This window comes from Bradyrhizobium sp. Leo114, assembly GCF_055229415.2.
The window spans coordinates 1-25,520 of record NZ_JBUYEN020000067.1 but is presented as its reverse complement, the minus strand read 5'-3'; the positions used below and the strand labels follow the sequence as shown (position 1 = coordinate 25,520).

General features: G+C 63.8%; 23 protein-coding genes. 9 read left to right on the top strand and 14 right to left on the bottom strand.

The window, feature by feature from the left end; translation table 11 throughout:
* Positions 1-72: 72 nt before the first annotated feature.
* Positions 73-750: a P-loop NTPase family protein gene (locus tag ACZIRK_RS40340; RefSeq protein WP_474419428.1), complete on the bottom strand. Its 678-nt coding sequence runs from the start codon at positions 748-750 to the stop codon at positions 73-75.
* 85 nt (positions 751-835) lie between these two features.
* Positions 836-1,378 (bottom strand): CDP-alcohol phosphatidyltransferase family protein, encoded by a 543-nt coding sequence (locus ACZIRK_RS40335; RefSeq protein WP_028165891.1) that lies wholly within the window; start codon positions 1,376-1,378, stop codon positions 836-838.
* Between the two features lie 159 nt (positions 1,379-1,537).
* Between ACZIRK_RS40335 and purM the strand changes: the two genes are divergently transcribed.
* Positions 1,538-2,611, top strand: a complete 1,074-nt coding sequence (gene purM, locus ACZIRK_RS40330) for a phosphoribosylformylglycinamidine cyclo-ligase (RefSeq protein ID WP_474419427.1) — start codon at positions 1,538-1,540, stop codon at positions 2,609-2,611.
* Entirely contained in the window at positions 2,608-3,261 is a 654-nt protein-coding gene (gene purN, locus ACZIRK_RS40325) for a phosphoribosylglycinamide formyltransferase (RefSeq protein WP_130228049.1), read from the top strand. The genes purM and purN overlap by 4 nt, the downstream gene beginning before the upstream one ends.
* Before the next feature lie 90 nt (positions 3,262-3,351).
* Here purN and ACZIRK_RS40320 read toward each other — a convergent pair whose 3' ends face one another.
* On the bottom strand, positions 3,352-3,555 hold the full coding sequence (locus tag ACZIRK_RS40320; protein ID WP_028165888.1) for a cold-shock protein: 204 nt from the start codon (positions 3,553-3,555) through the stop codon (positions 3,352-3,354).
* 372 nt (positions 3,556-3,927) lie between these two features.
* Between ACZIRK_RS40320 and ACZIRK_RS40315 the strand changes: the two genes are divergently transcribed.
* Complete coding sequence (locus ACZIRK_RS40315) at positions 3,928-5,109, top strand: autotransporter outer membrane beta-barrel domain-containing protein (protein ID WP_130228050.1); 1,182 nt, start codon at positions 3,928-3,930, stop codon at positions 5,107-5,109.
* Here the strand turns inward: ACZIRK_RS40315 and ACZIRK_RS40310 are convergent.
* From ACZIRK_RS40310 to chrA, 3 genes are all read right to left on the bottom strand, one after another.
* Positions 5,099-6,163 (bottom strand): LysR family transcriptional regulator, encoded by a 1,065-nt coding sequence (locus ACZIRK_RS40310; RefSeq protein ID WP_245474897.1) that lies wholly within the window; start codon positions 6,161-6,163, stop codon positions 5,099-5,101. The two genes, ACZIRK_RS40315 and ACZIRK_RS40310, sit on opposite strands and share 11 nt — an antisense overlap.
* A gap of 125 nt (positions 6,164-6,288) precedes the next feature.
* Entirely contained in the window at positions 6,289-7,443 is a 1,155-nt protein-coding gene (gene rnd, locus ACZIRK_RS40305; RefSeq protein ID WP_130228051.1) for a ribonuclease D, read from the bottom strand.
* A 733-nt stretch (positions 7,444-8,176) separates the two neighbouring features.
* Positions 8,177-9,403, bottom strand: coding sequence for a chromate efflux transporter (gene chrA, locus ACZIRK_RS40300; RefSeq protein ID WP_474419426.1), 1,227 nt, complete (start codon positions 9,401-9,403; stop codon positions 8,177-8,179).
* Between the two features lie 142 nt (positions 9,404-9,545).
* Between chrA and ACZIRK_RS40295 the strand changes: the two genes are divergently transcribed.
* Both ACZIRK_RS40295 and ACZIRK_RS40290 read left to right on the top strand, forming a co-directional pair.
* A complete protein-coding gene (locus ACZIRK_RS40295) occupies positions 9,546-9,755 on the top strand; it encodes a hypothetical protein (RefSeq protein WP_130228053.1) in 210 nt (69 codons plus the stop codon).
* 199 nt (positions 9,756-9,954) lie between these two features.
* Positions 9,955-10,506, top strand: coding sequence for a hemerythrin domain-containing protein (locus ACZIRK_RS40290; protein WP_245474898.1), 552 nt, complete (start codon positions 9,955-9,957; stop codon positions 10,504-10,506).
* A 258-nt stretch (positions 10,507-10,764) separates the two neighbouring features.
* Here the strand turns inward: ACZIRK_RS40290 and ACZIRK_RS40285 are convergent, their stop codons facing one another.
* From ACZIRK_RS40285 to ACZIRK_RS40275, 3 genes are all read right to left on the bottom strand, one after another.
* Positions 10,765-11,268 (bottom strand): NuoB/complex I 20 kDa subunit family protein, encoded by a 504-nt coding sequence (locus ACZIRK_RS40285; RefSeq protein WP_080663859.1) that lies wholly within the window; start codon positions 11,266-11,268, stop codon positions 10,765-10,767.
* Positions 11,269-11,285: 17 nt separating this feature from the next.
* Positions 11,286-11,489, bottom strand: a complete 204-nt coding sequence (locus tag ACZIRK_RS40280) for a hypothetical protein (RefSeq protein ID WP_130228055.1) — start codon at positions 11,487-11,489, stop codon at positions 11,286-11,288.
* A 201-nt stretch (positions 11,490-11,690) separates the two neighbouring features.
* The gene (locus tag ACZIRK_RS40275; protein ID WP_130228056.1) at positions 11,691-13,169 is read right to left on the bottom strand and encodes a protein adenylyltransferase SelO; all 1,479 of its coding nucleotides are present in this window, start codon (positions 13,167-13,169) and stop codon (positions 11,691-11,693) included.
* 192 nt (positions 13,170-13,361) lie between these two features.
* Here ACZIRK_RS40275 and aspS point away from each other — a divergent pair, with 192 nt between their 5' ends.
* Positions 13,362-15,134, top strand: a complete 1,773-nt coding sequence (gene aspS, locus ACZIRK_RS40270; RefSeq protein ID WP_130228057.1) for an aspartate--tRNA ligase — start codon at positions 13,362-13,364, stop codon at positions 15,132-15,134.
* 3 nt (positions 15,135-15,137) lie between these two features.
* Here aspS and ACZIRK_RS40265 read toward each other — a convergent pair whose 3' ends face one another.
* Positions 15,138-17,114 carry a hypothetical protein gene (locus ACZIRK_RS40265; RefSeq protein WP_474419425.1) on the bottom strand — a complete coding sequence of 659 codons (1,977 nt, stop codon included), beginning with the start codon at positions 17,112-17,114 and terminating at the stop codon, positions 15,138-15,140.
* 259 nt (positions 17,115-17,373) lie between these two features.
* Here ACZIRK_RS40265 and ACZIRK_RS40260 point away from each other — a divergent pair, with 259 nt between their 5' ends.
* Both ACZIRK_RS40260 and ACZIRK_RS40255 read left to right on the top strand, forming a co-directional pair.
* Complete coding sequence (locus ACZIRK_RS40260; protein ID WP_130228059.1) at positions 17,374-19,683, top strand: NADP-dependent malic enzyme; 2,310 nt, start codon at positions 17,374-17,376, stop codon at positions 19,681-19,683.
* 160 nt (positions 19,684-19,843) lie between these two features.
* The gene (locus ACZIRK_RS40255) at positions 19,844-20,296 is read left to right on the top strand and encodes a DoxX family protein (protein ID WP_130228060.1); all 453 of its coding nucleotides are present in this window, start codon (positions 19,844-19,846) and stop codon (positions 20,294-20,296) included.
* A gap of 107 nt (positions 20,297-20,403) precedes the next feature.
* Here the strand turns inward: ACZIRK_RS40255 and ACZIRK_RS40250 are convergent, their stop codons facing one another.
* The 4 genes from ACZIRK_RS40250 to ACZIRK_RS40235 all read right to left on the bottom strand — a co-directional run bounded on the left by ACZIRK_RS40250 (position 20,404) and on the right by ACZIRK_RS40235 (position 24,594).
* Positions 20,404-20,964: a dihydrofolate reductase family protein gene (locus tag ACZIRK_RS40250; RefSeq protein WP_245474899.1), complete on the bottom strand. Its 561-nt coding sequence runs from the start codon at positions 20,962-20,964 to the stop codon at positions 20,404-20,406.
* 14 nt (positions 20,965-20,978) lie between these two features.
* Complete coding sequence (locus ACZIRK_RS40245) at positions 20,979-21,980, bottom strand: polysaccharide deacetylase family protein (RefSeq protein ID WP_456645240.1); 1,002 nt, start codon at positions 21,978-21,980, stop codon at positions 20,979-20,981.
* Positions 21,981-22,125: 145 nt separating this feature from the next.
* Positions 22,126-22,701, bottom strand: coding sequence for a glutathione peroxidase (locus ACZIRK_RS40240; RefSeq protein ID WP_130227937.1), 576 nt, complete (start codon positions 22,699-22,701; stop codon positions 22,126-22,128).
* A 309-nt stretch (positions 22,702-23,010) separates the two neighbouring features.
* Complete coding sequence (locus ACZIRK_RS40235) at positions 23,011-24,594, bottom strand: L,D-transpeptidase (RefSeq protein WP_474419424.1); 1,584 nt, start codon at positions 24,592-24,594, stop codon at positions 23,011-23,013.
* Positions 24,595-24,834: 240 nt separating this feature from the next.
* Between ACZIRK_RS40235 and ACZIRK_RS40230 the strand changes: the two genes are divergently transcribed.
* A complete protein-coding gene (locus tag ACZIRK_RS40230) occupies positions 24,835-25,383 on the top strand; it encodes a CreA family protein (RefSeq protein WP_051396930.1) in 549 nt (182 codons plus the stop codon).
* Positions 25,384-25,520 lie beyond the last annotated feature (137 nt).

Genomic DNA, 25,520 nt, shown 5'->3' with positions numbered 1-25,520 from the left:
AACCCTGTGATAAGTGGATGACGTTTCGATGACATTGACGTTCCGGAAGCCCGCGCCGTCAAGTCACAGGGATCAGGCGTTGCGCCACAGTTCCGCTGCCAGCGCCCGCGTCACCGGCCGGCCGAGCCGCAGCGCCTCGGTGTCGAGCAGCTCCACCGCCTGGCGGGCGGCGGCGTAGGAACGCTCGATCCGGCTGGCGAGATAGCTCACCAGTGATTCGTCTACGGTCATCTGTCGGTCCGTGCAGTATTTGATGATCAGGCCGCGAAACAAGAGATCGTCTGGCGGCAACAATGACACGGTCGGTACCGCGCGCAGCCGTGACCGGAGGTCGCGCAATTCGATCTCGAACGCGGAGGGCGGAATGCGAGCGGTCATCAGCACGAAGGCTTCGTCCTGGCGGGCAAGATTGAGCAAGTGAAACATCGCGCGCTCATCGAAGCCGTGCGGGTTCAGGTCTTCGACCACGAGTGCACCGGTCGCAAGGTCCGCCGGCACGGTCTCGGCCGACAGTGCGTGCGCCGCTGTCGAGCGCGCGCCGGCGCGCTCGGCCCAGATCGCGGCGAGGTGGCTTTTGCCCGCTCCTTCGGGGCCGACCAGCAGCATGATGCGGTTCGGCCAGTCGGGCCAGCTCTCGATCAGAGCAAGGCCGGCCTCATTCGCCGTTCCCTCCAGGAAGTCGTCGCGGGTCAGGCTCTCCGCATGCGGCAACGCCAACGCAAGCTGACGAGGGTGAACGCTACCTGCCACGCAAACTCTCCGGGACTTCCGTTCTCTTGACGCGTTTTCTTTACGCGAACCGGTGCCCACTTCGCGCGAAAACGCTCTTTACGCTCTAACGCGCTTCGATCGTGCTCATGTGCCGCACCCACTCCACGAGATAGAGGGAGACGGAAACCAAAGTAAAGATGGTGACAAATCCCATCAGGATCAGATCGTAAGGCCTTGGCTGGAAACCGAAACCGAGCGAGGCCAGCACCAGGGCTGCGAAGGCAACCTGAGCCCCCGTGTTAAGTTTCGAGACCATCAGCGGTTTTATCTCGACCGGCTTGTCGAACAGCCAGGACACGATCACAGCCGCTACGATCATGATGTCGCGCGAGACCACGAGGATGACGAGCCAGCGCGGCACCGCGCCCCAGATCCCGAGCGCGACGTAGATCGACACCAGCAGCGCCTTGTCGGCCAGCGGATCGAGCAGCGCGCCAAGCTCGCTCGTCATGTTGAAGCGCTTGGCGAGGAAACCGTCGACGGCGTCGCTGACGCCGGCAATCACGAAGATCGCAAACGCGATTTCCATCTGGCTGGAGACGATCGCCCAGACGATGACCGGCACCAGAATGATGCGGCCCAGCGTGATGATATTGGGTATGCTCAACTCGGTCGCTTCCCGGCTACCGGCCTGAATTCACGGAAGATTCGGCCCTTTTGGGGGCTGAGCCGGCTGTTATCTACATAGTATACCGCCTGCCGCCTTGCGAGCCATTGCGCGGGGGCGGAATTCCTCGTAACCAGCCGTCTTCAACTGGAATTTTGCATGACCGAGCGCAAGAACGGCCTCACTTACGCGGATTCCGGCGTCGACATCGATGCCGGCAACCGGCTGGTCGATCTGATCAAGCCGATGGTCCGCGCCACCGCGCGCGCCGGCGCAGACGCCGAGATCGGCGGCTTCGGGGGTCTGTTCGACCTGAAGGCGGCCGGCTTCAAGGATCCCGTGCTGGTGGCCGCGACCGATGGCGTCGGCACCAAGGTCAAGATCGCGATCGAGACCGGGCTGCATGACGGGATCGGCATCGACCTGGTGGCGATGTCGGTCAACGACCTCGTGGTGCAGGGCGCGGAACCGCTGTTCTTCCTCGACTATTTTGCCTGCGGCAAGCTCGACCCGGAGGCGACCGCCGCGATCGTCGCGGGTGTCGCCGAGGGCTGCCGCGAATCCGGCTGCGCGCTGATCGGCGGCGAGACCGCGGAGATGCCGGGGCTCTACAAGGACGGCGATTACGACCTTGCCGGGTTTGCAGTCGGCGCCGCCGAACGCGGGACGCTCTTGCCGCGGCCGGATATCGCCATCGGCGATGCCGTGATCGGCCTTGCTTCCTCCGGCGTTCACTCCAACGGATTTTCGCTGGTGCGCAAGATCGTCGAGCAGTCGCGCGTCAGCTTCGACGCGCCGGCGCCGTTCTCGCCGGTCATGACGCTCGGCGGCGCGCTGCTGGCGCCGACCAAGCTCTATGTCAAATCGTGCCTGCGCGCGATCCGTGAGACCGGGGCGATCAAGGGGCTCGCCCACATCACCGGCGGCGGCTTCACCGACAACATTCCGCGGGTGCTGCCGAAGCATCTGGGCGTCGGTATCGATCTGGCCCGGCTGCCGGTGCTGCCGGTGTTCAAATGGCTGGCGGAAGCGGGCGGCATCGCCGAGCTCGAACTGCTGCGCACCTTCAACTGCGGCATCGGCATGATCGCGATCGTGAAAGCGGATGCGGTCGAGCGCGTCATGGAGGTGTTCATCGAAAGCGGCGAGACCGTGACGCTGCTCGGTGAGGTGATCCACGCGACCGGCGATCATCGCGTCGTCTACAACGGCCATCTCGATCTTTCGCAATGAAGCGCAAAGTCGCCATCCTGATTTCCGGGCGCGGATCGAACATGGTCGCGCTGATCGAGGCCGCGAAGGCGGAAGGCTTTCCGGCCGAGATCGTTGTGGTGATCTCCAACCGCGCCGACGCCGCGGGTCTCGCCAAGGCCAGCGCGAGCGGCATTCCGACCATCGTCATCGAGAGCAAGCCGTTCGGCAAGGACCGCGCCGGCTTCGAGGCGATGCTGCAGCGTGCGCTCGACGAGAAGAACGTCGAACTGATCTGCCTCGGCGGCTTCATGCGGCTGTTCACGGCTGAATTCGTGCAGCGCTGGTACGGCAGGATGCTCAACATCCATCCGTCGCTATTGCCGTGCTTCCCCGGCCTCGATCCGCATGGTCAGGCGCTCAAGGCCGGCGTGAAGATCTCGGGTGCAACCGTGCATTTCGTGATCCCGGAGACCGACGCCGGGCCGATCGTGGTGCAGGGCGCGGTGGCGGTCGCCGATGACGATACGCCGGAGACGCTGGCGGCCCGCGTCATCCAGATCGAGCACCAGATCTATCCGGAAGCGCTGCGGCTGCTTGCGGCAGGCCGGCTCAGGCTGGAGGGCGATGTCTGCAAGACCGCGGAGAGCGCAAAGCTATCCGGCACGCTGATTTCGCCCGCGGCGAAATAGTGCAACGCTACATCTGACGCCATAAAGAAATCCCCCCGGGGTGATGCCGGGGGTAGCAATCATGATTGCCTGAGTGGATCGTGATGGAGTCTAGGAGACCTTGAGGTTTTCCGCGGATGCCTTGCCGCGGTTCTCCACCAGGTCGTACTCGATCGTTTGGTTTTCGTTGAGCGTAGAGAGTCCCGCACGCTCAACCGCCGAGATATGGACGAAGACGTCCTTGTCGCCGACGGCCGGCTTGATGAACCCATAACCCTTGGTCGGGTTGAACCACTTGACGGTACCCTTCGGCATCGCCTGTCTCCTCGTCTAGACGTAAAAAAGACGCGGCCACGCTTCGCGCGTGCCACGCCACAAACCGGCTTCCGGCAGTCTGATCAAATTCCGATTCTTAGACTTCAAGGTCACGAAACGCACAGTCGAACGGCCCAATCCGATTGTACCGGCGATTGCAACACGAAAATTGCGGGTTAGCAAGCCTTTGGTGTGCCACGGAAAATCGGTGCTCCGCGGCAACGCCTGTGGCCGATCGACAACAACGTTGCGGCTTCGGGCGAAGTGTGCCGGGCCGCGCGATTGACGGTCCCGGCGAGTTAAGGGCAAATCGGCCGATATCGATCGCTTTTTTCGCATTTTTCAGGCTCGCGTCGTTTGGGAATTAAATACATGCGCTGCTCGTGGCGTCCGTCGCGAGCAAGCTCCGCCGGAGGGGGCCGCGGCCTTGCATGGGCGTTTGCGGCCGCGCTTTGCCTGGCCATCGGCACGATCGGTTCGGCGCAGGCGCAATCGCGGCCGCCGACGATGCCCACACTAACCCCGACTCCACCCCCAGCGCCGAGCCCGACGCCGAGCGTAAGTCGGGCGCCGATCCCGTCGCCGAGAGCCAGCATCGTTAACGCCGATCTCGCGGCGGGCCCGGCGATAGCCAATCTTGGCAGCAACTTCCTGGAGCGGATCGGCAACCAGGCGACCAGTGGCTTCAACCGCTTATGGCGGACCAACCCCGGTGGAGGAGGTGCCTCCGAGAGCGTCGAGGCGCCGCGCTTTCGCACCTGGTTCGAGGGCTACGGCATCTCCGCGCGCAACGACGCCGTCGGGGATTTCGTCGGCGACCGCCGCAAGACCTGGGGCGGGGTGGCCGGCATCGGTGCGCGGATCGCCCCAGGCGTCAATCTCGGTTTCTCCGTCGACCAGAGCCGCACCGACATCGAAGTGCCTCTCGCGCTGCAATCGGCGGCCATCGACCTGACCCAGCTCGGTGCCCACGCCACCGTCGACAAGGGACCGTGGACCTGGGCGATCGCCGTGGTGCACGGCTTCGGCAACATCCGCTCCAGTCGCGATACCGGTCTTGGTTTTGCCGCGGCGGGTTACAACGCCAAGCTCGATGGCGCGCTGAGCGAGCTCAGCTATTACTGGGACAAGGACCAGAGCCGCATCGTGCCGAAGGCGAGCCTCGAATATGTCCGCGTCAGGACCGGATCGTTCCAGGAATTCGGCGGCCTCGATCCCGTTTTTGCCAGCGCCGCCACCGTGGAGCGGATGCGGGTCATGATCGGGGTGGAAGTCGGACACTACTGGATCTTCGACCAGAAGGTGTTCGACCTCTCAGCCTATGGCAAGTTCGTCGACAATGTCGCGCAGAACTTTGGCGATATCACCGTCAGCCTCGGCAGCCAGAGCATCACGCTGCAGGGCATTGCCGAAAGCCAATACGGCGCAGATGCCGGCGCGGCGGCGTCGCTCAGCCTGACCAATGCCGCGCGGCTCTATCTCAACTACGACGGCAAATTCCGCGCCGCGATGCAGTCGCACCAGGGCACACTCGGCGTCGAGTTCAAGTGGTAGTGGCCCCCGTCGGGAAAGGCTTTGGAGCCACGTAGTTCTGCAATCCGAAATGTTCGCGCGATCCCACCATCAACGGCGTCAATTCGTCGGGATGGATGAATTCGTCTCGGAAGCAGGCATAGACCTTGGGATCGAAGATGCTCTTCAGCCATTCGATCATCAGCGTGTGACGGTCCGAGTGGCGGAACTGACGATGATAGCAGAGCCATAGATCCAGTTGGTGGTTGACGCCGAGGTCGACTGCGACCAGCGGCGCGCCGAGCGCAATCACCGAGCTCGGCAGGAAGCCGATTCCCGCGCCCTGTTCGACGGCGTAGAGCGCGGCCACGCTGGAATTGGTGGAGATGCCGACGATGCCCTCCAGCGAGTCCACGCCGAGGATCCGCTTGTAGGTGCCGTCGCCATGCGGCACGCCATCCTGCTTGACGATGCGATGGTGTCTTAGCTCGTCGAGCGACGTCGGCAGGCCGTAGGCATCGCAATAGGCTTTCGAGGCGAAAGCGTGGATGTGCAACCGGCCGATCTTCGTCGCGATCAGTTCGGGATCGCTGGGGCGCTCGACCTGCAGCGAGATGTCCGCCTCCTGCCGCGGAACTTCAGCGCAGTCAGATACGCAACGCAGCTCGACGATGATGTTGCGGTAGGTCCGCTCGAACGTGATCAGCCGCGGCAGCACCCAGAAGTTCCCGGGTGCCTCGGTCACCGCGATCCGCACGGTGCCGCTCACCTCCGCCGGCGCCCGCGCGCGCCTGACGATGTTGAGGCTGAGACGCTCCATCTGTTCCACATCGAACAGCAGCGCCCGTCCTTCGCCGGTCAGCGCCAGTTGTGCCTCGTCGCGCGAAAACAGTTGGCAGCCGAGATCGTCCTCGAGCTTGTCGATCTTGCGCATCATTGCGGTTGCCGGCACGCCGAGGACGTCGGCGGCGCGGCTGAAGCTGCGGCTCCGTGCGCAGAGCAGGAACACCCGCAAATCTCCCCACTCAGGGCGAAGCGCGTCTTCAAGTTTCTTGCGCTGCATGGGCGCAGCGCTGCCGACCAGATCATGCGGCATACGTTTCTTGTCCCGTGTAAAGGGATGATGCCGCAACCTATGGGATGAAAGTGCACAAAGTGTTGCTTGCGACCTGGAATTTCAACACAAGTCCGCTGGGTTTGCGCACGGCGATAACTACCCGGCTACTCCTTGGCGCGTTCCACCTTGACCACGCGTCCCTTGTCGATCGCAAGCGCCAGCCGGCCGTGCTTGAGCTTGAGCGCCGCTTCGCCGAATAATTCGCGGCGCCAGCCGTGCAGGGCGGCGACGTCGGCATGATCGTCGGCGGCGATCTGCTCGAGATCGTCGACGGTCGCGATCACCTTGCTTGCGACTGCGTGCCGCTCGGACGTCATCCTGAGCAGCACCTTCAACAGTTCGACGATCGCCGCACCGTTGGAATTGTTGCGCGGCTTCTCGATCTTCGGCAGCTTGGCGAAATCCCGGGCGAGCCCGCGCTGCACGGCGGCAATGATGTCCGTGCCCCATTTCGAGCGCTCAAATCCTTTCGGCAGCGAGCGTAGGTTGGCAAGCTTCTCCAGCGACGTCGGCGCATGCGTTGCGATATCGCCCACCGCCTCGTCCTTCAGCACGCGCGAACGCGGCACGTCGCGACTCTGCGCCTCCTGCTCGCGCCATGCGGCGACCTCGATCAGCACCGCGAGCTCGCGCGGCTTCCGCACCCTGGTTTTCAGCCGCTCCCAGGCGCGCTCTGGATGGAAGTCGTAGGTGCGGGGCGAGGTCAGGATCTCCATCTCCTCGCTGACCCAGTCGTTGCGGCCGCGCTTCTTCAGGTCGGCATCGAGCGCGCTGAAGACATCGCGCAAATGCGTGACGTCGGAGACCGCGTATTGGGTCTGCTCGGCGCTGAGCGGCCGACGCGACCAGTCGGTGAAGCGGTGGGTCTTGTCCGGCCGATGGCCGGTGATGCGCTCGACGAGCTGGTCATAGGCGATGCTGTCACCATAGCCGAGCACCATGGCCGCAACCTGCGTGTCGAAGATCGGGTGCGGGATGGTGTTGGCGCGGTGCCAGACGATCTCGATGTCCTGCCGGGCGGCGTGGAATACCTTCAGCACCTGCTCGTTGGCCATCAACTTGAAGAACGGTGTGAGGTCGATGTCGGGAGCGAGCGCGTCGATCACGACGGCCTCGTCCGGGCTCGCCATTTGCAGCACGCAGAGCAGGGGGTAGTAGGTCGTTTCCCGCAGGAACTCGGTGTCGACGGTGATAACGGGGTGGGCGGCCAAGCGGTCGCAGGCCGCCTGCAGTTCCCAGGTGGTGTTAATCAGATCCATGAACAGTCCATGACGCTTCCGACACGCGTTCTGCCGAAAGCGCAGGTATGTCAAGGGGCTTGGCTGCAATTCTGGCCCTGCATAGGCTCAGGTCAGGCCGCGCGGAACAGGCGGCGGACGCCGCGTGGGCGTCGCAGGGCGCGAAAACGGTGGTTGGGCCGCCGCCTTACTCGTGACGACCGTGCCTGGAGGGCCGACGAGCGGCGGGCATTGCGAGCACGACCAGGCAGAGAGCCACCATCGCCATTCCCACGAATTCAAGAGCAAAGGCTTCCATCGGCAATCTCCCTAACAAAGTCGTAAGACTTGTCGGGATCGGGTTGACGGTCTGTTAAGGGATTTGGTTACCGGCCGTCCGCCGCCGCGATGGTGGATGCCGGGTTAATGGCGGGGCCGCGTGACGGTCGCTGGTGAGGCGGGCACTGTCACCCCTCACGGTGAGGAGCGCACCGGGTCCGCGCAAAGCGCGGCCCGAATGACAGGCTTCGCGCGTCTCCGGACGCTGCTTCGCATCGCCTTGAGAACCATGAGGCCCCGCCGGAGGCCTCGCCCTTCGAGACGGTCGCTTCGCAACCTCCTCAGGGGTGAGGGAATGGCTCGAGTACCCATCCTGCGGTTAACGAATAGCCCGACAGCGTTGGCTGCCGGGCGCACGTAAATATGCCTACATGAACGCCTCACCCTAGAACACGAAGGCGACCGAAATCCTATCCGGAAAAACACTGGTCAAGCGTCACAGGATCGCCGCGCCAATTCCCGCGATGGCGCTGAAGGCGACGACCACGAGCGGCGGTGCGCGCCAGGCGATGAGCAGCACGAATCCGACGAGGGCAATCGCAAAGTCCGTGGGCGTCTGCACCGTGTTGGTCCATACCGGATTGTAGAGCGCCGCGCCCAGGATGCCGACGACCGCTGCGTTCACGCCGCGCATCATCGCCTGGGCGCCCGCACGTTTGCGAAAGCTGTCCCAGTACGGCAGCGCTGCCAGCAGGATCAGGACGCCCGGAAGGAATATGCCGAACAAGCCGATGAGGGCTCCGGCGATGCCGTGCGACGACGTTTTGACGACGGCGCCGAGATAGGCGGCGAAGGTGAAGAGCGGTCCGGGGACGGCCTGGGCGGCGCCATAGCCGGTCAGGAATACGTCGTCGCCGACCCAGCCCGGCGTCACCACGGCCTCGCGCAGCAGCGGCAGCACGACATGGCCGCCGCCAAACACGAGCGCGCCGGAGCGATAGAAGGCGTCGAACAAGGCAATGCCCGCGTACGGCCACAGCCGTGCCAGGACCGGCAGGCCGACGAGCAGGATCAGGAACGCCGCCAGTGCGACGAGAGCGGCGGCGCGCGACACCGGCACGGCGAAATGGCTTTCTCCGCTCGGCTGCGCGGCGCGGCAGAGCCATAGTCCGGCGATGCCGCCGAGCAGGATCGCGCCGATCTGCGCTACCGATGATGTGCTGAACAGGATGATGAGTGCGGCGACCGTCGCGATCGAGGCGCGCTCGCGGTCGGGGCATAGGGTCCGCGCCATGCCCCATACCGCTTGAGCTACGATCGCGACCGCCACGAGTTTGAGGCCGTGCACCAGCCCCGTTCCGACCGGTCCGCTCAATGCGCTGGCGCCATAGGCAAACAGCAGGAGCGCGACGGCCGATGGCAGCGTGAAACCCGTCCATGCCGCCAGCGCGCCGCGATAACCTGCGCGCATCAATCCGAGCGAAAATCCGACCTGGCTGCTCGCCGGACCGGGCAGGAATTGGCAGAGCGCCACGAGGTCCGCATAGGATTGTTCGTCGAGCCATTTGCGGCGCTCGACGAATTCGCTACGGAAATAGCCGATATGGGCGATCGGGCCGCCGAACGACGTCAGCCCGAGCTTGAGGAAGACCAGAAGCACTTCGAGCGGCGAGCCCGCGCGCGGAGGTTTGGCCTCGCTGTCTGAAGTCCGCTCAATGTTCATCGTCCAGAATTCCCATCAGACAAGTTCCCGCGCCGGGATCGATGCAGGAACCGCAGTTCTCTTGAACTGTTAGCGCGCCAACCGTGACGCCCGTCCATCGAGTGCGTCGGGCTATCACAACTCAGCACGCAGGAGACTGGTCATGGCAAGTGCCGCCGAACGGGATCCCCGCCATCATACGCAGAAAATGCGAAAGGCGTTACACGACATAAAAACCCACCTTCGCGAGGACATCGCGAAGGTCGATGAACCACAGCTCAAGGCCATGTTCGAGACCTCAGCCGAGGTGATCGGCGGGCTGGAGAAAGCGTTCACGGATTACGAGCAGAAGAACGAAGCGGCTTGGCGCTAGAGCAGGATGACGGCGGGCATCATCCCTGTGAGGAGCCTGTGAGATGAACCGGGATGTCGATATCAGGAAACGCGCTCTGATCACGGGGACTGCCGTGACGGGAATCATCGCGACCGCGGGACTGATCCCGCCGTCACTCGCTGTAGCGCGGTCCAAGGAGGAAAAGGAGAAGACAGAGGTCACGCCGCCGGAAGATTTGATGCGCGAGCACGGCGTGCTCGATCGGGTGCTTCTGGTCTACGAAGCGGGGCTCCGCAAGTTTGCCGCTAAGGAGGATTTCGACCCCTCGGTCATGACGCGCGCTGCCGAGATCGTGCGCGACTTCATCCACAACTATCACGAGGAGTCGGAGGAGCACGCGGTCTTTCCACGCTTCAAGAAAGCCGGAAAGATGGTCGATCTCGTCGACACGCTGCTGATCCAGCACAAGGCCGGGCGGGGTGTGACCGAGACGATCCTCCGAACGGCACCGGGCAGTCGGCAGGATGGCGAGGACCGGCGACAGCTTACCGACTCGGTTCGCGCCTTCATCGCGATGTATCGTCCCCACGCAGCGCGCGAAGACACCGAGCTGTTCCCGATGCTGAGGAGCCTGGTTTCCGCGCATGGGTTCGATGCAATGGCCGAGGATTTCGAGCGAAAGGAACATCAGCTCTTTGGCGACGACGGGTTCGAGATGATGACAAAGCGGGTGGCTGATCTGGAACGACAAACCGGGATCGACGATCTCTCCCAATTCACCCCGCGATGAAACGCGCGCCGCAGTTGCGGCAGATCAATACGAGGTGGGCCAGCGGCACTAGGATATCAATGTAGCCGAACAGCTTGACGGCCAGGTTGTTGAGGTTATGGGGCTCGGCCTCCTAGGCACACCGGGCCCCACCTTAAATCTTCGTAAGATTGAGTGGAGCGAAATCCGTAGGATGGGTAGAGCGAAGCGAAACCCATCATTCGCGGCTTGCTCATCGCGATGGGTTTCGCTTTCGCTCTACCGATCCTACCGCGATTATCATCGTTCGATGGTGCCGGTGCGACGGATTTTCTTCTGCAACAGCATGATGCCGTAGAGCAGGGCCTCTGCGGTTGGCGGACAACCGGGGACGTAGATGTCTACCGGGACGATGCGGTCGCAGCCGCGCACGACTGAATAGGAATAGTGATAGTAGCCACCGCCATTGGCGCAGGAGCCCATCGAGATCACATAGCGCGGCTCCGGCATCTGGTCGTAGACCTTGCGCAAGGCGGGAGCCATCTTGTTGCAGAGGGTTCCCGAGACGATCATCACATCGGACTGTCGCGGTGAGGCGCGTGGCGCGGCGCCGAAACGCTCGATGTCATAGCGCGGCATAGAGACCTGCATCTGTTCGATGGCACAGCAGGCAAGGCCGAAGGTCATCCACATCAGCGAACCCGATCGCGCCCATGTCACGAGGTCATCGAGCGGCGCGACGAAGTAGCCGCGATCGCCGAGGTTATGCTCTACATTTTCTGCCAGTGACAGGGTGTCCAACATACGCGGTCTCCCAACACTCAGGCGGTATGTCCGCCCGGATTGGCATTCTTTGGTGTCTTCTTGGCCCGTTGCGGCGTCATCCTTGCCGGGTCCGGTTGCCCGGGCACTCCGCGCGGACCGAATTGCTGTCGTTGAAGATCATCCTCGGAGAACTCAGGCTCGACGCCGTTCGGCTCGACGCGCTTTATCGGAGTTCCCGGATCGCGATTGCGCTCGTTCATGCCATGCTCCATCGCTGATGGGTGTCGGGCCAACGACGGGAGCGGCGAATTGTTGCTAAGGAAGGCAGGCAAGCTTAGCGCGTCATTCCGGGATGCGCCGTAAGGCGCAGGCCCGGAATCCATTGGACCGCCTGCGCTGGCGGCGAAATGGATTCCGGGCTCGATGCTTGCGCATCGCCCCGGAATGACGGGGAGGTCGGCTCACGTCCCGCAAAATGTCTGCAGCACGCGCTGATCCGGCAGCGGCGGCTCGGCGTAAGCTGCGTATTGCGGCTGGTCGTCGTAGGGTTTTGACAGCACCGTCAACAGTTCCTCGAACGGCGCGTAGTTGTCATCGTTCGTCGCCGCCGCAATCACTGCTTCGACGCGGTGGTTGCGCGGGATGAAGGCGGGGTTGACGACGCACATGGCCGAGTGGCGCTCGGACGGCGTTTGTGGCTCGAGGGCAAGGCGTTCCCGCCAGCGCGTGGCCCATTCGTCGAAGGCCTGCGGATCCATGAACTGGGCGCGGACGTTCTCGTCGGCCGATGCATCCAGGGCTGCATCGCCGAGGCGGCGGAAGGTGAGGGTGAAGTCGGCCTGGTTTTTCGCCATGGCATCCAGGAGACCCTCGATCAGCGCCTCATCGCCGTCGCGTTCGCTAAACAGGCCGATCTTCCGACGCAGACCCGCTGCATAGGCGGCGCTGAACTTCTCGGAGAAATCGCCGAGGATGAATTGCGCCTGTTCGATCGCCTTCTCCTGGTCGTCGGAGAACAGCGGCAGCAGGCATTCAGCCAATCGCGTCAGATTCCACAGCGCGATCCGCGGCTGGTTGCCATAGGCGTACCGGCCCATCTCGTCGATTGAAGAGTAGACTTGCGCGGGGTTGTAGTCGTCCATGAAGGCGCAGGGGCCGTAGTCGATGGTCTCGCCCGAGATCGAGGTGTTGTCGGTGTTCATCACGCCGTGGATGAAGCCGACCAGGAGCCAGCGCGCGACGAGCTCGGCCTGGCGGGCGACGACGCCTTCGAGCAAAGCGTGATACGGACGATCCGACTTTGCCACTTCAGGATAATGCCTGTTGATCACGTGATCGGCGAGGGCACGCACGCCATCGGTGTCGCCGCGGGCGGCGAAGAACTGGAAGGTGCCGACGCGCACATGGCTCGCCGCCACACGTGTCAGCACCGCGCCGGGAAGCGCGGTCTCGCGGATCACATGCTCGCCGGTGATGACGGCCGCGAGCGAACGCGTCGTGGGAATGCCCAATGCGAACATCGCTTCGCTGACGATGTATTCGCGCAGGACCGGGCCGAGCGCGGCGCGGCCATCGCCGCGGCGTGAGAACGGGGTCGGGCCGGAACCCTTGAGCTGGATGTCGCGGCGGACGCCGTCCCGGTCAATGACCTCGCCGAGCAGGATGGCACGGCCGTCGCCAAGTTGCGGAACGAACTGGCCGAACTGGTGGCCGGCATAGGCCATCGCGATGGGGTCGGCGCCCTCGGGCAGGCGCTTGCCGGCGAGGATTTCCGCCCCTTCCGGGGTGTCCAGAAGGTCCGGATCGAGCCCGAGTTGAACCGCGAGCGGCCGGTTGAGCTTGATCAGGCGCGGGGCGGCAACCGGGGTCGGCGCGACACGGGCGAAAAAGTTCGCCGGCAGTGCCGCATAGGAGTTCTGGAAGGGGAAATGCACCGTCATAGTGTAAAGATAGGCTCGGGCCCCGATTAGGCAAACACTTCGCGCCATCGGGGCCGAAAATGTCCGGTTCGGGCGCAAATCAAGGCGTTCCCTTGGTTGCCGCACCTCGCGGCCTCGGGTAAACCGACCCCCAAATTCGGGCAGGCCGCTGGTCGCCCGATTCGAACCCTCCGACATCTGTTTGGGAAGTCCATGCATCGCTACCGGTCACATACATGCGGCGCGCTCCGCGAGAGCCACATCGGCGAGACGGTCCGCCTTTCCGGCTGGGTTCATCGCGTTCGCGACCATGGCGGCGTGCTGTTCATCGACCTACGCGATCATTACGGCATCACGCAATGCGTGGCGGACCCGGATTCGGCGGCGTTCCACGATGCCGAAAAGCTGCGCTCGGAATGGGTGGTGCGGATGGACGGCAAGGTCCGCCGCCGCCCCGAAGGCACCGACAACCCGGAACTTCCGACCGGGCAGGTCGAGATCTATGTCAGCGAGATCGAGGTGCTCGGCCCCGCCGCCGAGCTGCCGCTGCCGGTGTTCGGCGAACAGGAATATCCTGAAGACATAAGGCTTAAGTACCGTTTCCTCGACCTGCGTCGCGAGAAGCTGCACCAGAACATCATGACCCGCGGCGCGATCGTCGATTCCATGCGCAAGCGGATGAAGGAGCAGGGGTTCTTCGAATTCCAGACGCCGATCCTCACCGCATCCTCGCCGGAGGGCGCGCGCGACTTCCTGGTGCCCTCGCGTATCCATCCCGGCAAGTTCTACGCGCTGCCGCAGGCACCGCAGCAGTACAAGCAATTGATCATGATGTCGGGCTTCGATCGCTACTTCCAGATCGCGCCCTGCTTCCGCGACGAGGACCCGCGCGCCGACCGCCTGCCCGGCGAGTTCTACCAGCTCGACGTCGAAATGAGTTTTGTGACTCAGGACGACGTATTTGCGGCGATGGAGCCGGTCATCACGGGCGTGTTCGAGGACTTCGCCAAGGGCAAGCCGGTCACCAAGAACTGGCCGCGGATTCCATTTGCTGACGCGATCCGCAAATACGGCACCGACAAGCCCGATTTGCGCAACCCGATCATCATGCAGGAGGTCTCAGAGCATTTCCGCGGCTCCGGCTTCAAGGTGTTCGCGCGGATGCTGGAAGACTCGAAGAACCAGGTGTGGGCGATCCCGGCCAAGGGCGGCGGCAGCCGCGCGTTCGCCGACCGCATGAACTCCTGGGCGCAGGGCGAGGGCCAGCCGGGCCTCGGCTACATCTTCTGGCGCGAAGGCGGCGAGGGCGCGGGCCCGCTTGCGAACAACATCGGTCCCGAACGGACCGCTGCGGTCCGTGAGCAGCTCGGCCTGCAGGAAGGCGACGCGGCATTCTTCGTCGCCGGGGAGCCCGACAAGTTCTGGAAGTTCGCCGGCCTCGCGCGCACCAAGCTCGGCGAGGAATTGAACCTGATCGACAAGGACCGGTTCGAGCTCGCCTGGATCGTCGACTTCCCGATGTATGAGTACAACGAGGAAGACAAGAAGGTCGACTTCTCGCACAACCCGTTCTCGATGCCCCAGGGCGGATTGGAAGCGCTGCAGACGCAGGATCCGCTGACCATCAAGGCCTTCCAGTACGACATCGCCTGCAACGGCTATGAGATCGCCTCCGGCGGCATCCGCAACCACAAGCCGGAAGCGATGGTGAAGGCGTTCCAGATCGCGGGCTATGGCGAAGAGGACGTGGTCGAGCGTTTCGGCGGCATGTACCGCGCGTTCCAGTACGGCGCGCCGCCGCATGGCGGCATGGCGGCGGGGCTCGATCGCATCGTGATGCTGCTCTGCGGCACCACGAACCTGCGCGAGATTTCGCTGTTTCCGATGAACCAGCAGGCCGTCGATCTCCTGATGGGCGCGCCGTCGGAAGCCACGACGAAGCAGCTCCGCGAGCTTCACATCAGGGTGAATTTGCCCAATAAGTGATGCTCAGAGTCCCGTCGAGGCCTCGACCTGGAATTGCGCGAGCGCGATCAGCGGGTCGGTCTTGAGGAGCTGAACGAGCTGAAGCCCCGGCACCTTGCCGCGGGGCGTCAGCTTGATGATCAGCGTTTGTCCGGGACTCTCGACAAAGCGGACCACGGCGTCCACCGCGGCGGCGGCATCGGGATTGGCGGCGACGGCTTGGCCAAACGCCTTGATCTGGTCGATGATGGCACCTCTCGCCGCCTCGCGACTGACATTCTGAGCTCGGGCATATTGCGCGACGATCAGATCGACGCAGCCACCGTCGCGCAAGCTGAGCTCGATGGCTCCGGCCTCAATCTGGCCGGCGAGGCTCGCTGCTTGCATCGGATCGGTGGAGAACACGGCTCGCGGCACATTGGCGAGCGCAACGCGGGCGGACGCCTTCAGCAGGTTGCCGATCTCGAGGCTTGCGGGCGCGAGCACGAAGGCGCCGGACTGTTCGGTCCAGCCCGCGCCGAGATCCAGGGCGATGGCCGCCCGGTCGATGCCGGCCGCCACAAGCGGCTGCATCGCCGGATCGGTCGCGTCTACGGGCACGTTCAGCTTCGCCACCAGATGCGCCTTGCTTGGGACGGGGCCGACGAACTGGCCCCAGCTCAGGCTGATGGTGTCGATATTGACGAGCTTGTCGGTGTCGCGGAAGGGCGTGGCCGCGCCCTTGACCTCGATGCCTTCGAGCACCCTGAACAGACCGAAAATTTCATCCGGCGTGGTCCTTGGCTCGGCGTTGGCGCGCGCCGCGAAGCGCATCAATTGCGGGATGTCGAAGGAATTCAGCGCAAGACGGTCGAACCTGAACGGCCCCTTTGGCGTCTCGACGTCCAGGCCCTCAAGCGCCAATTGGCCGCGGCCGTTTTCCAGATTGGCGCGGATCGCCGCCAGCTTGAAAGGCCCCTGCGGCGTCAGCATCGTGTGTCCGCGCAATTCCGCATTGCCGATGCGGATGCCCTCATAGACGTCAGCCATCTTCGCCATGATCTGGCGCGCCTGAGCCTGGGTCGGAGGGCCGGCTCCGGGCTGCGGCATCAGCGCGAGGATCGCCGCCAGTTGCAGCTTTGACGGCCGCACGGCGATATCGTCGACCGTGATGCTGTCGATCTGCGCCCGCATGCCCTGGTCGGTGGCCAGCACATAGGGGCCGGCCGAGACTTCCCGGTAGATGCGGTGATAGCTGTCGTCGTTCGACCTCCCGGGATCGAGCACGGTGCCGGCCGCAGCGGCGTCGAAATCATGGGCGACGAGATTGGAGAGAGTGCCGGTCAGTTTCGCGCGCTTGCCCGCCTGCGGCGTGTTCAACGTGAAGGTGAAGCTGTCCGCCTTGGTGCTGGCGACCTTGCCATCCCTGATGTCTTGCAGCGCAACGCCCGAATAGGCGAACTCGCCACCATCAGGCGTCGCCGCGCCGCCATTGATCGTGCCGGTCACCGACGGGATCGTGACCGATGAGGCCGCAACCGCAGTGAACTGCTGGAGCGCAAAGCGATAGATGTCGAGCAGGGATTCCGAGGCCGGCAGTTGCGCCGAGTTGGAGGGGCCGGAATAGTCCTTCACCGTGAAGCGCGGCACCTTGTAGGTCACCTTGACCGGCATCTTGTCGGTCACCTCGGTTGCCAGCTCGATATCGGCCAGCTCGATGCTCTCCGCGGAGACGCGGGTCCGGTCGGGCTGGCGGACGCCGGTGGCGGTCAGGCTCGCGATCCTTAAGCGCGCCGGTGGCTGCGCCGCTGATTCGCCCACGATGTCGACGACCGTGACGGTGCGCGCCAGCATATCCACCGTCACCTTGCCATGACTGGCCTTGCCGCCGGCGGCGCGGACCTGCGCGAAGGCGGCCTCGATGCCGCTGGTCATGCGATGCTGCACGTAGAGATTGAAGCCGAGCAGGCCGGCGGCGGCGACCACGACCGCGGCGATCAGGCCGATCAAAATCCGTATCATCCGGTCAGCTCCGAATTACCGATCATCCCGGGGACAAACTGCCATGTTCTCAAGGGGATGACCGGAGAAGGAAAGGGCGGTATGGCCTCAAATATTGCGCAGGCGGGCGGCTGTTGACGGGAGTGCGATCCGATGTTGCATCGAGGGGGCCCGGCGTGCTTCACATCCGGCTCCATCTGCCGGACAACTGGCCTTGTTAGACTGCATAGAACAAGACTTGCATAGAATAAGAGCTTGAGGCCGGAAACGCGAGAGTACGATGTCATCCTCTTCTGAAGATCTCCATTCGGCGGCGCTGGCCTATCACCGGCTGCCGCGACCGGGCAAACTCGAAATACAGGCGATCAAGCCGCTCGCCAACCAGCGCGACCTGGCGCTCGCCTATTCGCCCGGCGTCGCCGCCGCCTGCACCGAGATCGCAAAAAACCCCGCCGAGGCGGCCTCGCTGACGGCGCGCGCGAACCTGGTCGCGGTGGTCAGCAACGGTACCGCGGTGCTTGGGCTCGGCAATATCGGCCCGCTGGCCTCGAAGCCGGTGATGGAAGGCAAGGCGGTGCTGTTCAAGAAATTCGCCGGCATCGACGTGTTCGACATCGAGATCAAGGCCGACACGATCGAGCGCGTGGTCGAGACGGTGGCGGCGCTGGAGCCGACCTTCGGCGGCATCAATCTGGAGGACATCCGCGGCCCCGAGTGTTTCGAGATCGAGGCGCAGCTCAAGGAGCGGATGAAGATCCCGGTCTTCCATGACGACCAGCACGGCACCGCGATCATCGTCGGGGCTGCGATCGTCAACGCGCTGCTGCTGAACGGCAAGAAGCTGTCCGAGGTGAAGATCGTCTGCTCCGGTGCAGGCGCGGCTGCGATCGCTTGCCTCAATCTGCTGGTGTCGATGGGGGCGCAGCGCAAGAACATCTGGGTCTGCGACATTGACGGCGTCGTCCATGAGGGCCGCAACACCTCGATGGACCGCTGGAAGGCGGTCTACGCGCAGAACACGGATGCGCGGGTGCTGGCCGACGTGATCGGCGGCGCCGACATCTTCCTCGGCCTCTCGGCGCCGAATGTGCTGAAGCCGGAAATGGCAAAGCAGATGGCGGAGAACCCGCTGATCATGGCGCTCGCCAACCCGGTGCCGGAGATCATGCCGGACGAGGCGCGGAAGGCGCGCCCCGACGCCATGATCTGCACGGGACGTTCGGACTTCCCGAACCAGGTCAACAACGTCCTGTGCTTTCCCTTCATCTTCCGCGGCGCGCTCGACGTCGGCGCAACCGCGATCAACGAGGCGATGAAGCATGCGGCGGTCGACGCGATCGCGCAGCTCGCGCGCGATCCGCCCTCGGATGCGGTCGCGTCGCGCTACGACACCGGTGAGACGCAGGGTTTCGGGCCCGGCTCGCTGATCCCAAGCCCCTTCGACCCGCGCCTGATCCTGCGCATTGCGCCGGCGGTGGCAAGGGCGGCGATGGAATCGGGCGTAGCGACACGGCCGATCAAGAATTTCGACGAATACACCGCGCTGCTCGAGCGCTTCGCCTTCCGCTCCGGCCTCGTCATGAAGCCGATGTTCGCCAAGGCCAAGACGCAGCCGGTGCGCGTGATCTACGCCGAAGGCGAGGACGAGCGCGTGCTGCGCGCCACGCAAGTGGTGCTGGAAGAGAAGCTGGCGCGGCCGATCCTGGTCGGGCGGCCCTCGGTGGTCGAAGCCCGCATCAAGCGGTTCGGCCTTGCGATCCAGGCCGGCAAGGATTTCGACCTCGTCAACCCCGAGGACGATCCGCGCTATCGCTCCTATGTGCAGTCCTATATCGAGGTCGCCGGCCGGCGCGGCGTGACGCCGGATGCGGCGCGTACGGTGGTGCGCACAAACAACACTGTCATCGCGGCGCTGGCGGTGGTGCGCGGCGAGGCGGATGCCATGCTGTGCGGCGTCGAGGGCCGCTACATGAGCCATCTGCGCCACGTGCGCGAGATCATCGGCTTCCTGCCCGGGGTCAGCGACTACGCGGCGCTGGCGCTGATGATCTCGACCAAGGGCGCCTATTTCATTGCCGATACGCAGGTACGGCCGAATCCCAGCCCGGAAGAGCTGTCGGAGATGGCCTCGCTCGCAGCGATCCACGTCCAGCGCTTCAACTTCAAGCCTAGGGTCGCGTTCGTGTCGCATTCGGATTTCGGCAGCTACGACACCGAATCCTCGCGCAAGATGCGGCGCGCCACGCAGCTCCTTAAAGAAAAGCATCCGGAGATCGAGGCCGACGGCGAGATGCAGGGCGACACCGCGCTGTCCAAGGCCGTGCGCGACCTGGTGCTGCCGGGATCGAAGCTGGAAGGCGAGGCCAACATCCTGATCATGCCGAATCTCGATGCGGCCAACATCGCCTACCAGATGATCAAGTCGCTGGGAGACGCGCTTCCCGTCGGCCCGATCCTGATCGGCCCGGCGCGGCCGGCGCATATCCTCACGCCGTCGGTGACGGCGCGCGGTGTCCTCAACATGACGGCGGTCGCCGCGGTCGAGGCGCAGGAGCGTGCGGGCCGCGCGCAGCCGACCTTGTTCGGCTAGAGCATGATCCGAAAAGCTCCTGCTCAAACAAGAAGATGAGATCATGATCCGATTCATCGGATCATGATCTTGGCGGAGACGAATTCGAATTGCTCGCGGCAGGCGGAACGACCATAATCGTTCCGGGCTCGGTTCACGACTGCGATCAATGGGGACGACCATGCCGGGGTTCATTGCTTTCGGACGAGTTTTGTTCGCCGTCCTGTTCATCTATTCGGGAGCAACCAAGCTGTTGGCGATCCAGGCGACCGCGGATTCCTTCGCAGCCAAGATCACCATTCCCGAGATTGCAGCGCCCTATGCGCACCAGCTTGAAACCTTGGCGGCAATGCCGATCATGCAGTTGATCGCGATTTCGGTCGGCGTGTTCGAAGTTATCGCCGGCCTGATGATCGCATTGAACTGGCTGGTGCGATTCTTCTCGATCCTGCTCATCATCCTCGTGGTCGGCGCGACCTTCTACTTCCACGATTTCTGGAATCAGCCGGCGCCTGACAACGCCCACACGCTGATGGAGGCGCTGAAGAACCTGTCGATCATCGGCGCGCTGTTCATCCTCGCCGGCTACGGCCGCACGCCGCGGAGCACTGAGGCAGCTTACGGCGATGCGTGAGAGACTTGTAGCCCGGGTGGAGCGGAACGCGTAACCCGGGATGGCGGTATCCGTATTTGCGAGCGGCCCCGGGTTACGCTGGCGCTTCCACCCGGGCTACGGCAGCCTCACGCTGTGTCGCGCCGCCACGGCGTGACGGTGACGCCTTGGTTGGCATCGAGGATTTGCGGCTCGCCCGGCTTCAATCCGTGGGATGCAAGGATCTGCTGCGGCGAGCGGGCAGGGACACCGGGAAAGCACGGCTCCCCGTCCGGCAGGTTCACCCGCGGCGCCTGCGACAGCCAGAACGTGTCGTAGCGGTCCATGAACATATCGAACACTGAAGGACCGCCGATGATCGCGACAGTGCCGGAAGTGACACCCGCTTGCGCGCTCGCCGTCTCGAACGAGGCGCCGGCGGGATTCCAGAGCGTAGCTTTCGGATTCGCGGGATCGGCCGCGATGGCGGGCACCTTGCGCGTCACGATGATGCGTTTTCGCTGTGGCGAGTTCGGCTGGTCTTCGTAGGAATTGCGGCCATGCACGATCAAGTCGGCACGGTCGAGGGCGGCGGAGAAGAACTTCTTGTCGCCCTCGAACTTCAATTCGTTCGGCATCACATTATTTGCGTTCGCCAGCCGGCCATCGGCGGAGACAATCACATAGCCTTCGAAACGCAACGCCGGCACGACGACTCGGGAGGCTATTCGTTGACCGTCGTCACGACGCTGTTGACCGGCCGTGCGCTCACCGTCGGCAGCTTGGCGTCCTTGGCCAGCTCTTCCTCATATTTCGGCAGCACCTGCACCGGGGATTTGGCGCGCATTGCGACGACCTTGTAGCCGCCGGCCTTCAGCCGGCTCAACAATTCGGGCAGGGCTTCGGCGGTGTGCTTCTGGAAGTCGTGCATCAGGATGATGCCCTTGCCGAGCTTGTCGACCTTCTTCATCACGGTGTCGATCACCGTCTGCGGCTTGCTCGCCTTGAAGTCGAACGAGTCGAGGTCGCAGGAGAAGATGGCGACGTTGCGGGTGCCGAGATAGGTCACCATTTCGGGCGGATGCTGCAGCGCCGGGAAGCGGAAGAACGGTGAAGGCGAGACGCCGAGCGCCCATTTGACCGCGGCGAAGCCCTTCTCGATCTCGTCCTTGCGCTGGTCTTCAGTCAGCTTCTTGTTGTTCAGGTTGGCATGCGACCAGGTGTGCGCGCCGACGGTGTGGCCGGCGTTGTAAACCTGCTTGAGGATCTCGGGATGGTAGGTCGCGTGCTTGCCGATCGGGAAGAAGATGCCGGTGGTGCATTCGTCCGCCAGCGCCTTCAGCACGGCGGGCGTGTTGTTCGGCCACGGGCCGTCGTCGAAGGTGAGGACCACCTCGTGGTCGCGCAGGAAGTCGAGCTGCTTGAAATGCTCGAAGCCGAAGCCGGGTCCGCCTGTCGTGTCGATCTCGACCGTGCGGCCGACGCCGAGCGCGTTCGGATTGTTGCAAGCGGCGCGTGCTGGCTGCGGTGGCTGTGCGGGGGCGGCCGCAGGAACCGGCGCAGGCGCTGCCTGCGGAGTGGCCGCCGGCTGCGCGGGCGCCGGAGCGGCGTTCGCGCCTTTGGCGACGGGAGCACCTTTGACCGTTGGGGGAGTCTGCGACCAAACCGCGGTGGACGAGAGCAGCGAAACTGCGCCCGCCAAAATCAGACCTGCCGCAATGCGCATGGCTGTGTTCCCTAGAGCTATCGTGCGGGTGGAGGTATCCAAAGCCCGCTCGAACTGCCGCCCACCCCAACTAATAGTAGCCTAGATGGTCACACCCCGCCAATGCAACGGAGGCCGACTTCCTGCACAGGTAAATTGCAGGGGATCAGGCCGCCGCCAGCGCCCGGGCGATGGTGGTCTTGACCCTCGTGTCCTCCGGCGCAACCTGTTCAGGGAAGACGTCGGCGATGTAGCCGTCGCGGCCGATCAGATATTTGTGAAAGTTCCAGCGCGGGACATCCTTCGGACGCGCCTCGGCAGCCCATCTGTAGAAGGGATGCGCATTGGGGCCTTTCACGACGGCCTTGGCCGCCATTGGGAAGGTGACGCCATATTGGTGATGCGCGGTCTCGGCGATTTCGGTGGCGCCGCCGGGCTCCTGGCTCCCGAAATCGTTGGAGGGGACGCCGATGATGACCAGGCCACGGTCGCGGAACTCCGTCCACAGCGCCTGCAGCCCCGCATATTGCGGGGTGAAGCCACAGAGCGAGGCGGTGTTGACGATCAGGAGCGGACGGCCAGCATGCTCGGCAAGCCGGATGTCACCGCCCTCCAGCGCCGGAAACGAGAAGGCATAAGCGGTGACCCGGCTCATCGCCGGCTCCGCTCGCAAGCTCCGGGAGTACAAAGGTCCGGCCAATACCGCCACCGCACCCGCGACAAAAATCCTGCGGCTGATCATGGCCATTCCCCTTCAGCGTGAAGATTCGGTGAACAATAACCCGGCCGGGTGGAGCGGGGCTTTCAACAAGACGTTACGGCGGAGAGGCGAAGCCGTGCTTGCGGCGTCGATTTGCGTGTCATTCCGGGGCGCGCGAAGCGCGAGCTATGATGTGCAATTGCACATCAGAGAATCCATTCATCCGCACGTGTTGTGGCCCGATGGATTCCGGGTCTGCGCCTTCGGCGCATCCCGGAATGACGGAGGAGAGAGCCTCAATTTATTGTGCTGGAGAAGGCCGGAGCTGGTCTGCGCTCCCAGCCAAGACGTTCAGCGCAGCGGGATGATGAAGTCCGTGCCTTCGCCGGTCTCGCCCTGGTTGATGCCCTGGTCGGAAACGATGATCGAGCCGCCCGTGGTCAGCGCCTCGTTGACGCGCGCCATCGCGTCCTGCGGGATGGTGATGCGGTCGAGCGCTTCTGCCGGGCTGCTCGCGAGCGGCTGCGGCTTGACCTCGGCGGAGGCCGTCGCGCCGCGGCGGCGCCGTCCCGGATAGGCATCTTCCTCGAGCCGCGCCGCTGTGCGTGCAGTCGGCAACGAGACCACCGACCAGCGCAGGAGGTTGGGATCGCTCTTGTCGACCCGGGCGGTGAACACATGCGTGCCCAGCGGCCGGTCGCCAGGCGCGATCACCACGGGCACCTCGAACAGCGGCGCAAAATTCTGCCGAACGTAAAGCTTGGAATCCTTGCGGCTGATCAGGACGGAGATCTGGCCGGTCCGCTTCGGCTGATCGAGCTTTGCGGCGGCCGGCAAACGTGAACCATCCTTCTTGACGTCGGCAGCGGGCGCGTCGCCCGGCTTGGCGGGCTCGGCCGCTTGCTCGGATTCTTTGGGCTCGGTCGATTTGGCGGCGTCGACTTTCGGTGCATCCTGCTTGACCGCTTCGGCCGTTCTCGCGGCTTTCACACGTTCACCGGCAAGGATTTCGGATTTCGAAGCTTCCGTGCTGGCAGTGATGTCGATCGGATTCTGCTCGCCGGCTGAGTTCGCTTCGCCGACCGCGCTGTTGTCCAGCCGGGTGGCCGGCATCGCACCGCTAGCGTCCGCAGTATGGGTCTGCTCGCGCAGCGATGTTTGCAACTCGGCATGACCCACGGTGGCGCGCAGCTCGATACCGGGTTCGTTGGCAGGCTTGAGATCCGCGCCCTTGTCGCCCTTGACGCCAAGCGGAGCATCCACCTTCGGTTCTTCGGCAACGGGTTGCGGCGCCACCTTTTGCGTGGCGAGCAGCGGATGCGACAAAGCAACGGGTGTGATCTCGCCGGGCGTGATGATGACGCGCGCGCCCATCTTGGTCCAATTCCACATCTTGATCGCGAATGACATCGGCATCCGGATGCAGCCGTGCGAAGCCGGATAGCCGGGCAGCACGCCGGCATGCATCGCGACACCCGACCAGGTGATCCGCTGCATGTAGGGCATCGGCGCGTTGCTATAGATGTTGGAGTGATGGAATTTGTGTTTCTGGATGACGCTGAAGATACCCATCGGGGTGGAGTGGCCCTTCATGCCGGTCGAGACCGGGCTCTCGGCAAACAGACCGTTGGCGTCAAAGACCCGCATCTTCTGGTCATGGATCGAGACCGTGATGATCAGCGGAGTCTGAGGCTTGATACCGGTTTCTTTCTCCGGGGCTGCAGCTTTTGCAGCGGGCTTGCGCGGCTTCTGCCGCCGCGGCTGAATCTGCGGCTCGGGCTGATAGTAGGTGGGATCATAGTCACGGTAGTAGTAGAGCGCGGCATCCGCCTGCGAGGCGGCGCCGAGCGTGCCTACCGTCGCCAGAAGCGCGATCTTCCAAGCCCGTTCACTTGCAGTATGCAATGTTGAAACCCGACGTCCGCTCACGCGCATAGTCCTTAAGATTCCCAGTCCGCTATTGGTTGGTTGTCGCAGAGGCGAAATACGTTCACCAGCGCAGGCACTTTAACCCTTCTGTGATCGTAGCGCTTTTCGTAGAAAGCGTAGCAAAAAAGCCTCACATTAGGTTAAACCGGCCAACGCGCCTCTCAATGCGCGCAGCCTTTCCTTTCAGCCTTTCCTTGCAGCCTTTTCGCCATACATAGGCCGCGCCAACAACGTAGCGGAGCCATCATGCACGCCAAAGCCATCACTTCTCCGCAACTGCCTTGGAAGAGGCTGGCTTTGGCCACAGTCGTCCTGGCGCTGGGACTGGTGCAGGCGGCAGTCGCTGCCGACGAGCCCGACCTGATCTTCCGCCGCTCCACCGTGTTCAAATGGATTTCGCCCAACGACAAGCTCGCGACCTATGGCGTCGACGATCCCGAGGTCGAGGGTGTGGCCTGTCATTTCACGGTGCCGGAGAAGGGCGGCTTCAAGGGCTGGCTGGGAGTAGCGGAGGAAGTCTCCGACATTTCACTGGCTTGCCGGCAGATCGGCCCGATCCGCTTCAAGGACAAGATGAGCCAGGGCGACGACATGTTCCGCCAGCGCCGGTCCCTGTTCTTCAAGAAGATGCAGATCGTCCGCGGGTGCGATGCCAAGCGCAACGTGCTTGTCTATATGGTCTATTCGGACAAGCTGATCGAAGGCTCGCCGAAGAACTCGACCTCTTCCGTGCCGATCATGCCGTGGGGCGCGGCCGACGCTGTCGTGCAGAAGTGCGGCGACTTCATCCAGTAGTGGAGGAAGGGCTAGGCTGTGTGGACTCTTGGGATTCTCAAATCAGACGGAACGTGATTCAAGGCTTTCTTTTAGGAGGAAGCCTTGGGGGTTCTGGATCGGCTCGTTCTGAACGACACGCAATGGGACCGTATCTC

Coding starts and splice junctions, on each gene's coding strand:
- purM (WP_474419427.1), top strand. CDS start 1,538: ATGACCGAGCGCAAGAACGGCCTCACTTACGCGGATTCCGGCGTCGAC.
- purN (WP_130228049.1), top strand. CDS start 2,608: ATGAAGCGCAAAGTCGCCATCCTGATTTCCGGGCGCGGATCGAACATG.
- ACZIRK_RS40320 (WP_028165888.1), bottom strand. CDS start 3,555: ATGCCGAAGGGTACCGTCAAGTGGTTCAACCCGACCAAGGGTTATGGG.
- ACZIRK_RS40315 (WP_130228050.1), top strand. CDS start 3,928: ATGCGCTGCTCGTGGCGTCCGTCGCGAGCAAGCTCCGCCGGAGGGGGC.
- ACZIRK_RS40310 (WP_245474897.1), bottom strand. CDS start 6,163: ATGCCGCATGATCTGGTCGGCAGCGCTGCGCCCATGCAGCGCAAGAAA.
- rnd (WP_130228051.1), bottom strand. CDS start 7,443: ATGGATCTGATTAACACCACCTGGGAACTGCAGGCGGCCTGCGACCGC.
- chrA (WP_474419426.1), bottom strand. CDS start 9,403: ATGAACATTGAGCGGACTTCAGACAGCGAGGCCAAACCTCCGCGCGCG.
- ACZIRK_RS40295 (WP_130228053.1), top strand. CDS start 9,546: ATGGCAAGTGCCGCCGAACGGGATCCCCGCCATCATACGCAGAAAATG.
- ACZIRK_RS40290 (WP_245474898.1), top strand. CDS start 9,955: ATGCGCGAGCACGGCGTGCTCGATCGGGTGCTTCTGGTCTACGAAGCG.
- ACZIRK_RS40285 (WP_080663859.1), bottom strand. CDS start 11,268: ATGTTGGACACCCTGTCACTGGCAGAAAATGTAGAGCATAACCTCGGC.
- ACZIRK_RS40280 (WP_130228055.1), bottom strand. CDS start 11,489: ATGAACGAGCGCAATCGCGATCCGGGAACTCCGATAAAGCGCGTCGAG.
- ACZIRK_RS40275 (WP_130228056.1), bottom strand. CDS start 13,169: ATGACGGTGCATTTCCCCTTCCAGAACTCCTATGCGGCACTGCCGGCG.
- aspS (WP_130228057.1), top strand. CDS start 13,362: ATGCATCGCTACCGGTCACATACATGCGGCGCGCTCCGCGAGAGCCAC.
- ACZIRK_RS40265 (WP_474419425.1), bottom strand. CDS start 17,114: ATGATACGGATTTTGATCGGCCTGATCGCCGCGGTCGTGGTCGCCGCC.
- ACZIRK_RS40260 (WP_130228059.1), top strand. CDS start 17,374: ATGTCATCCTCTTCTGAAGATCTCCATTCGGCGGCGCTGGCCTATCAC.
- ACZIRK_RS40255 (WP_130228060.1), top strand. CDS start 19,844: ATGCCGGGGTTCATTGCTTTCGGACGAGTTTTGTTCGCCGTCCTGTTC.
- ACZIRK_RS40245 (WP_456645240.1), bottom strand. CDS start 21,980: ATGCGCATTGCGGCAGGTCTGATTTTGGCGGGCGCAGTTTCGCTGCTC.
- ACZIRK_RS40240 (WP_130227937.1), bottom strand. CDS start 22,701: ATGATCAGCCGCAGGATTTTTGTCGCGGGTGCGGTGGCGGTATTGGCC.
- ACZIRK_RS40235 (WP_474419424.1), bottom strand. CDS start 24,594: ATGCGCGTGAGCGGACGTCGGGTTTCAACATTGCATACTGCAAGTGAA.
- ACZIRK_RS40230 (WP_051396930.1), top strand. CDS start 24,835: ATGCACGCCAAAGCCATCACTTCTCCGCAACTGCCTTGGAAGAGGCTG.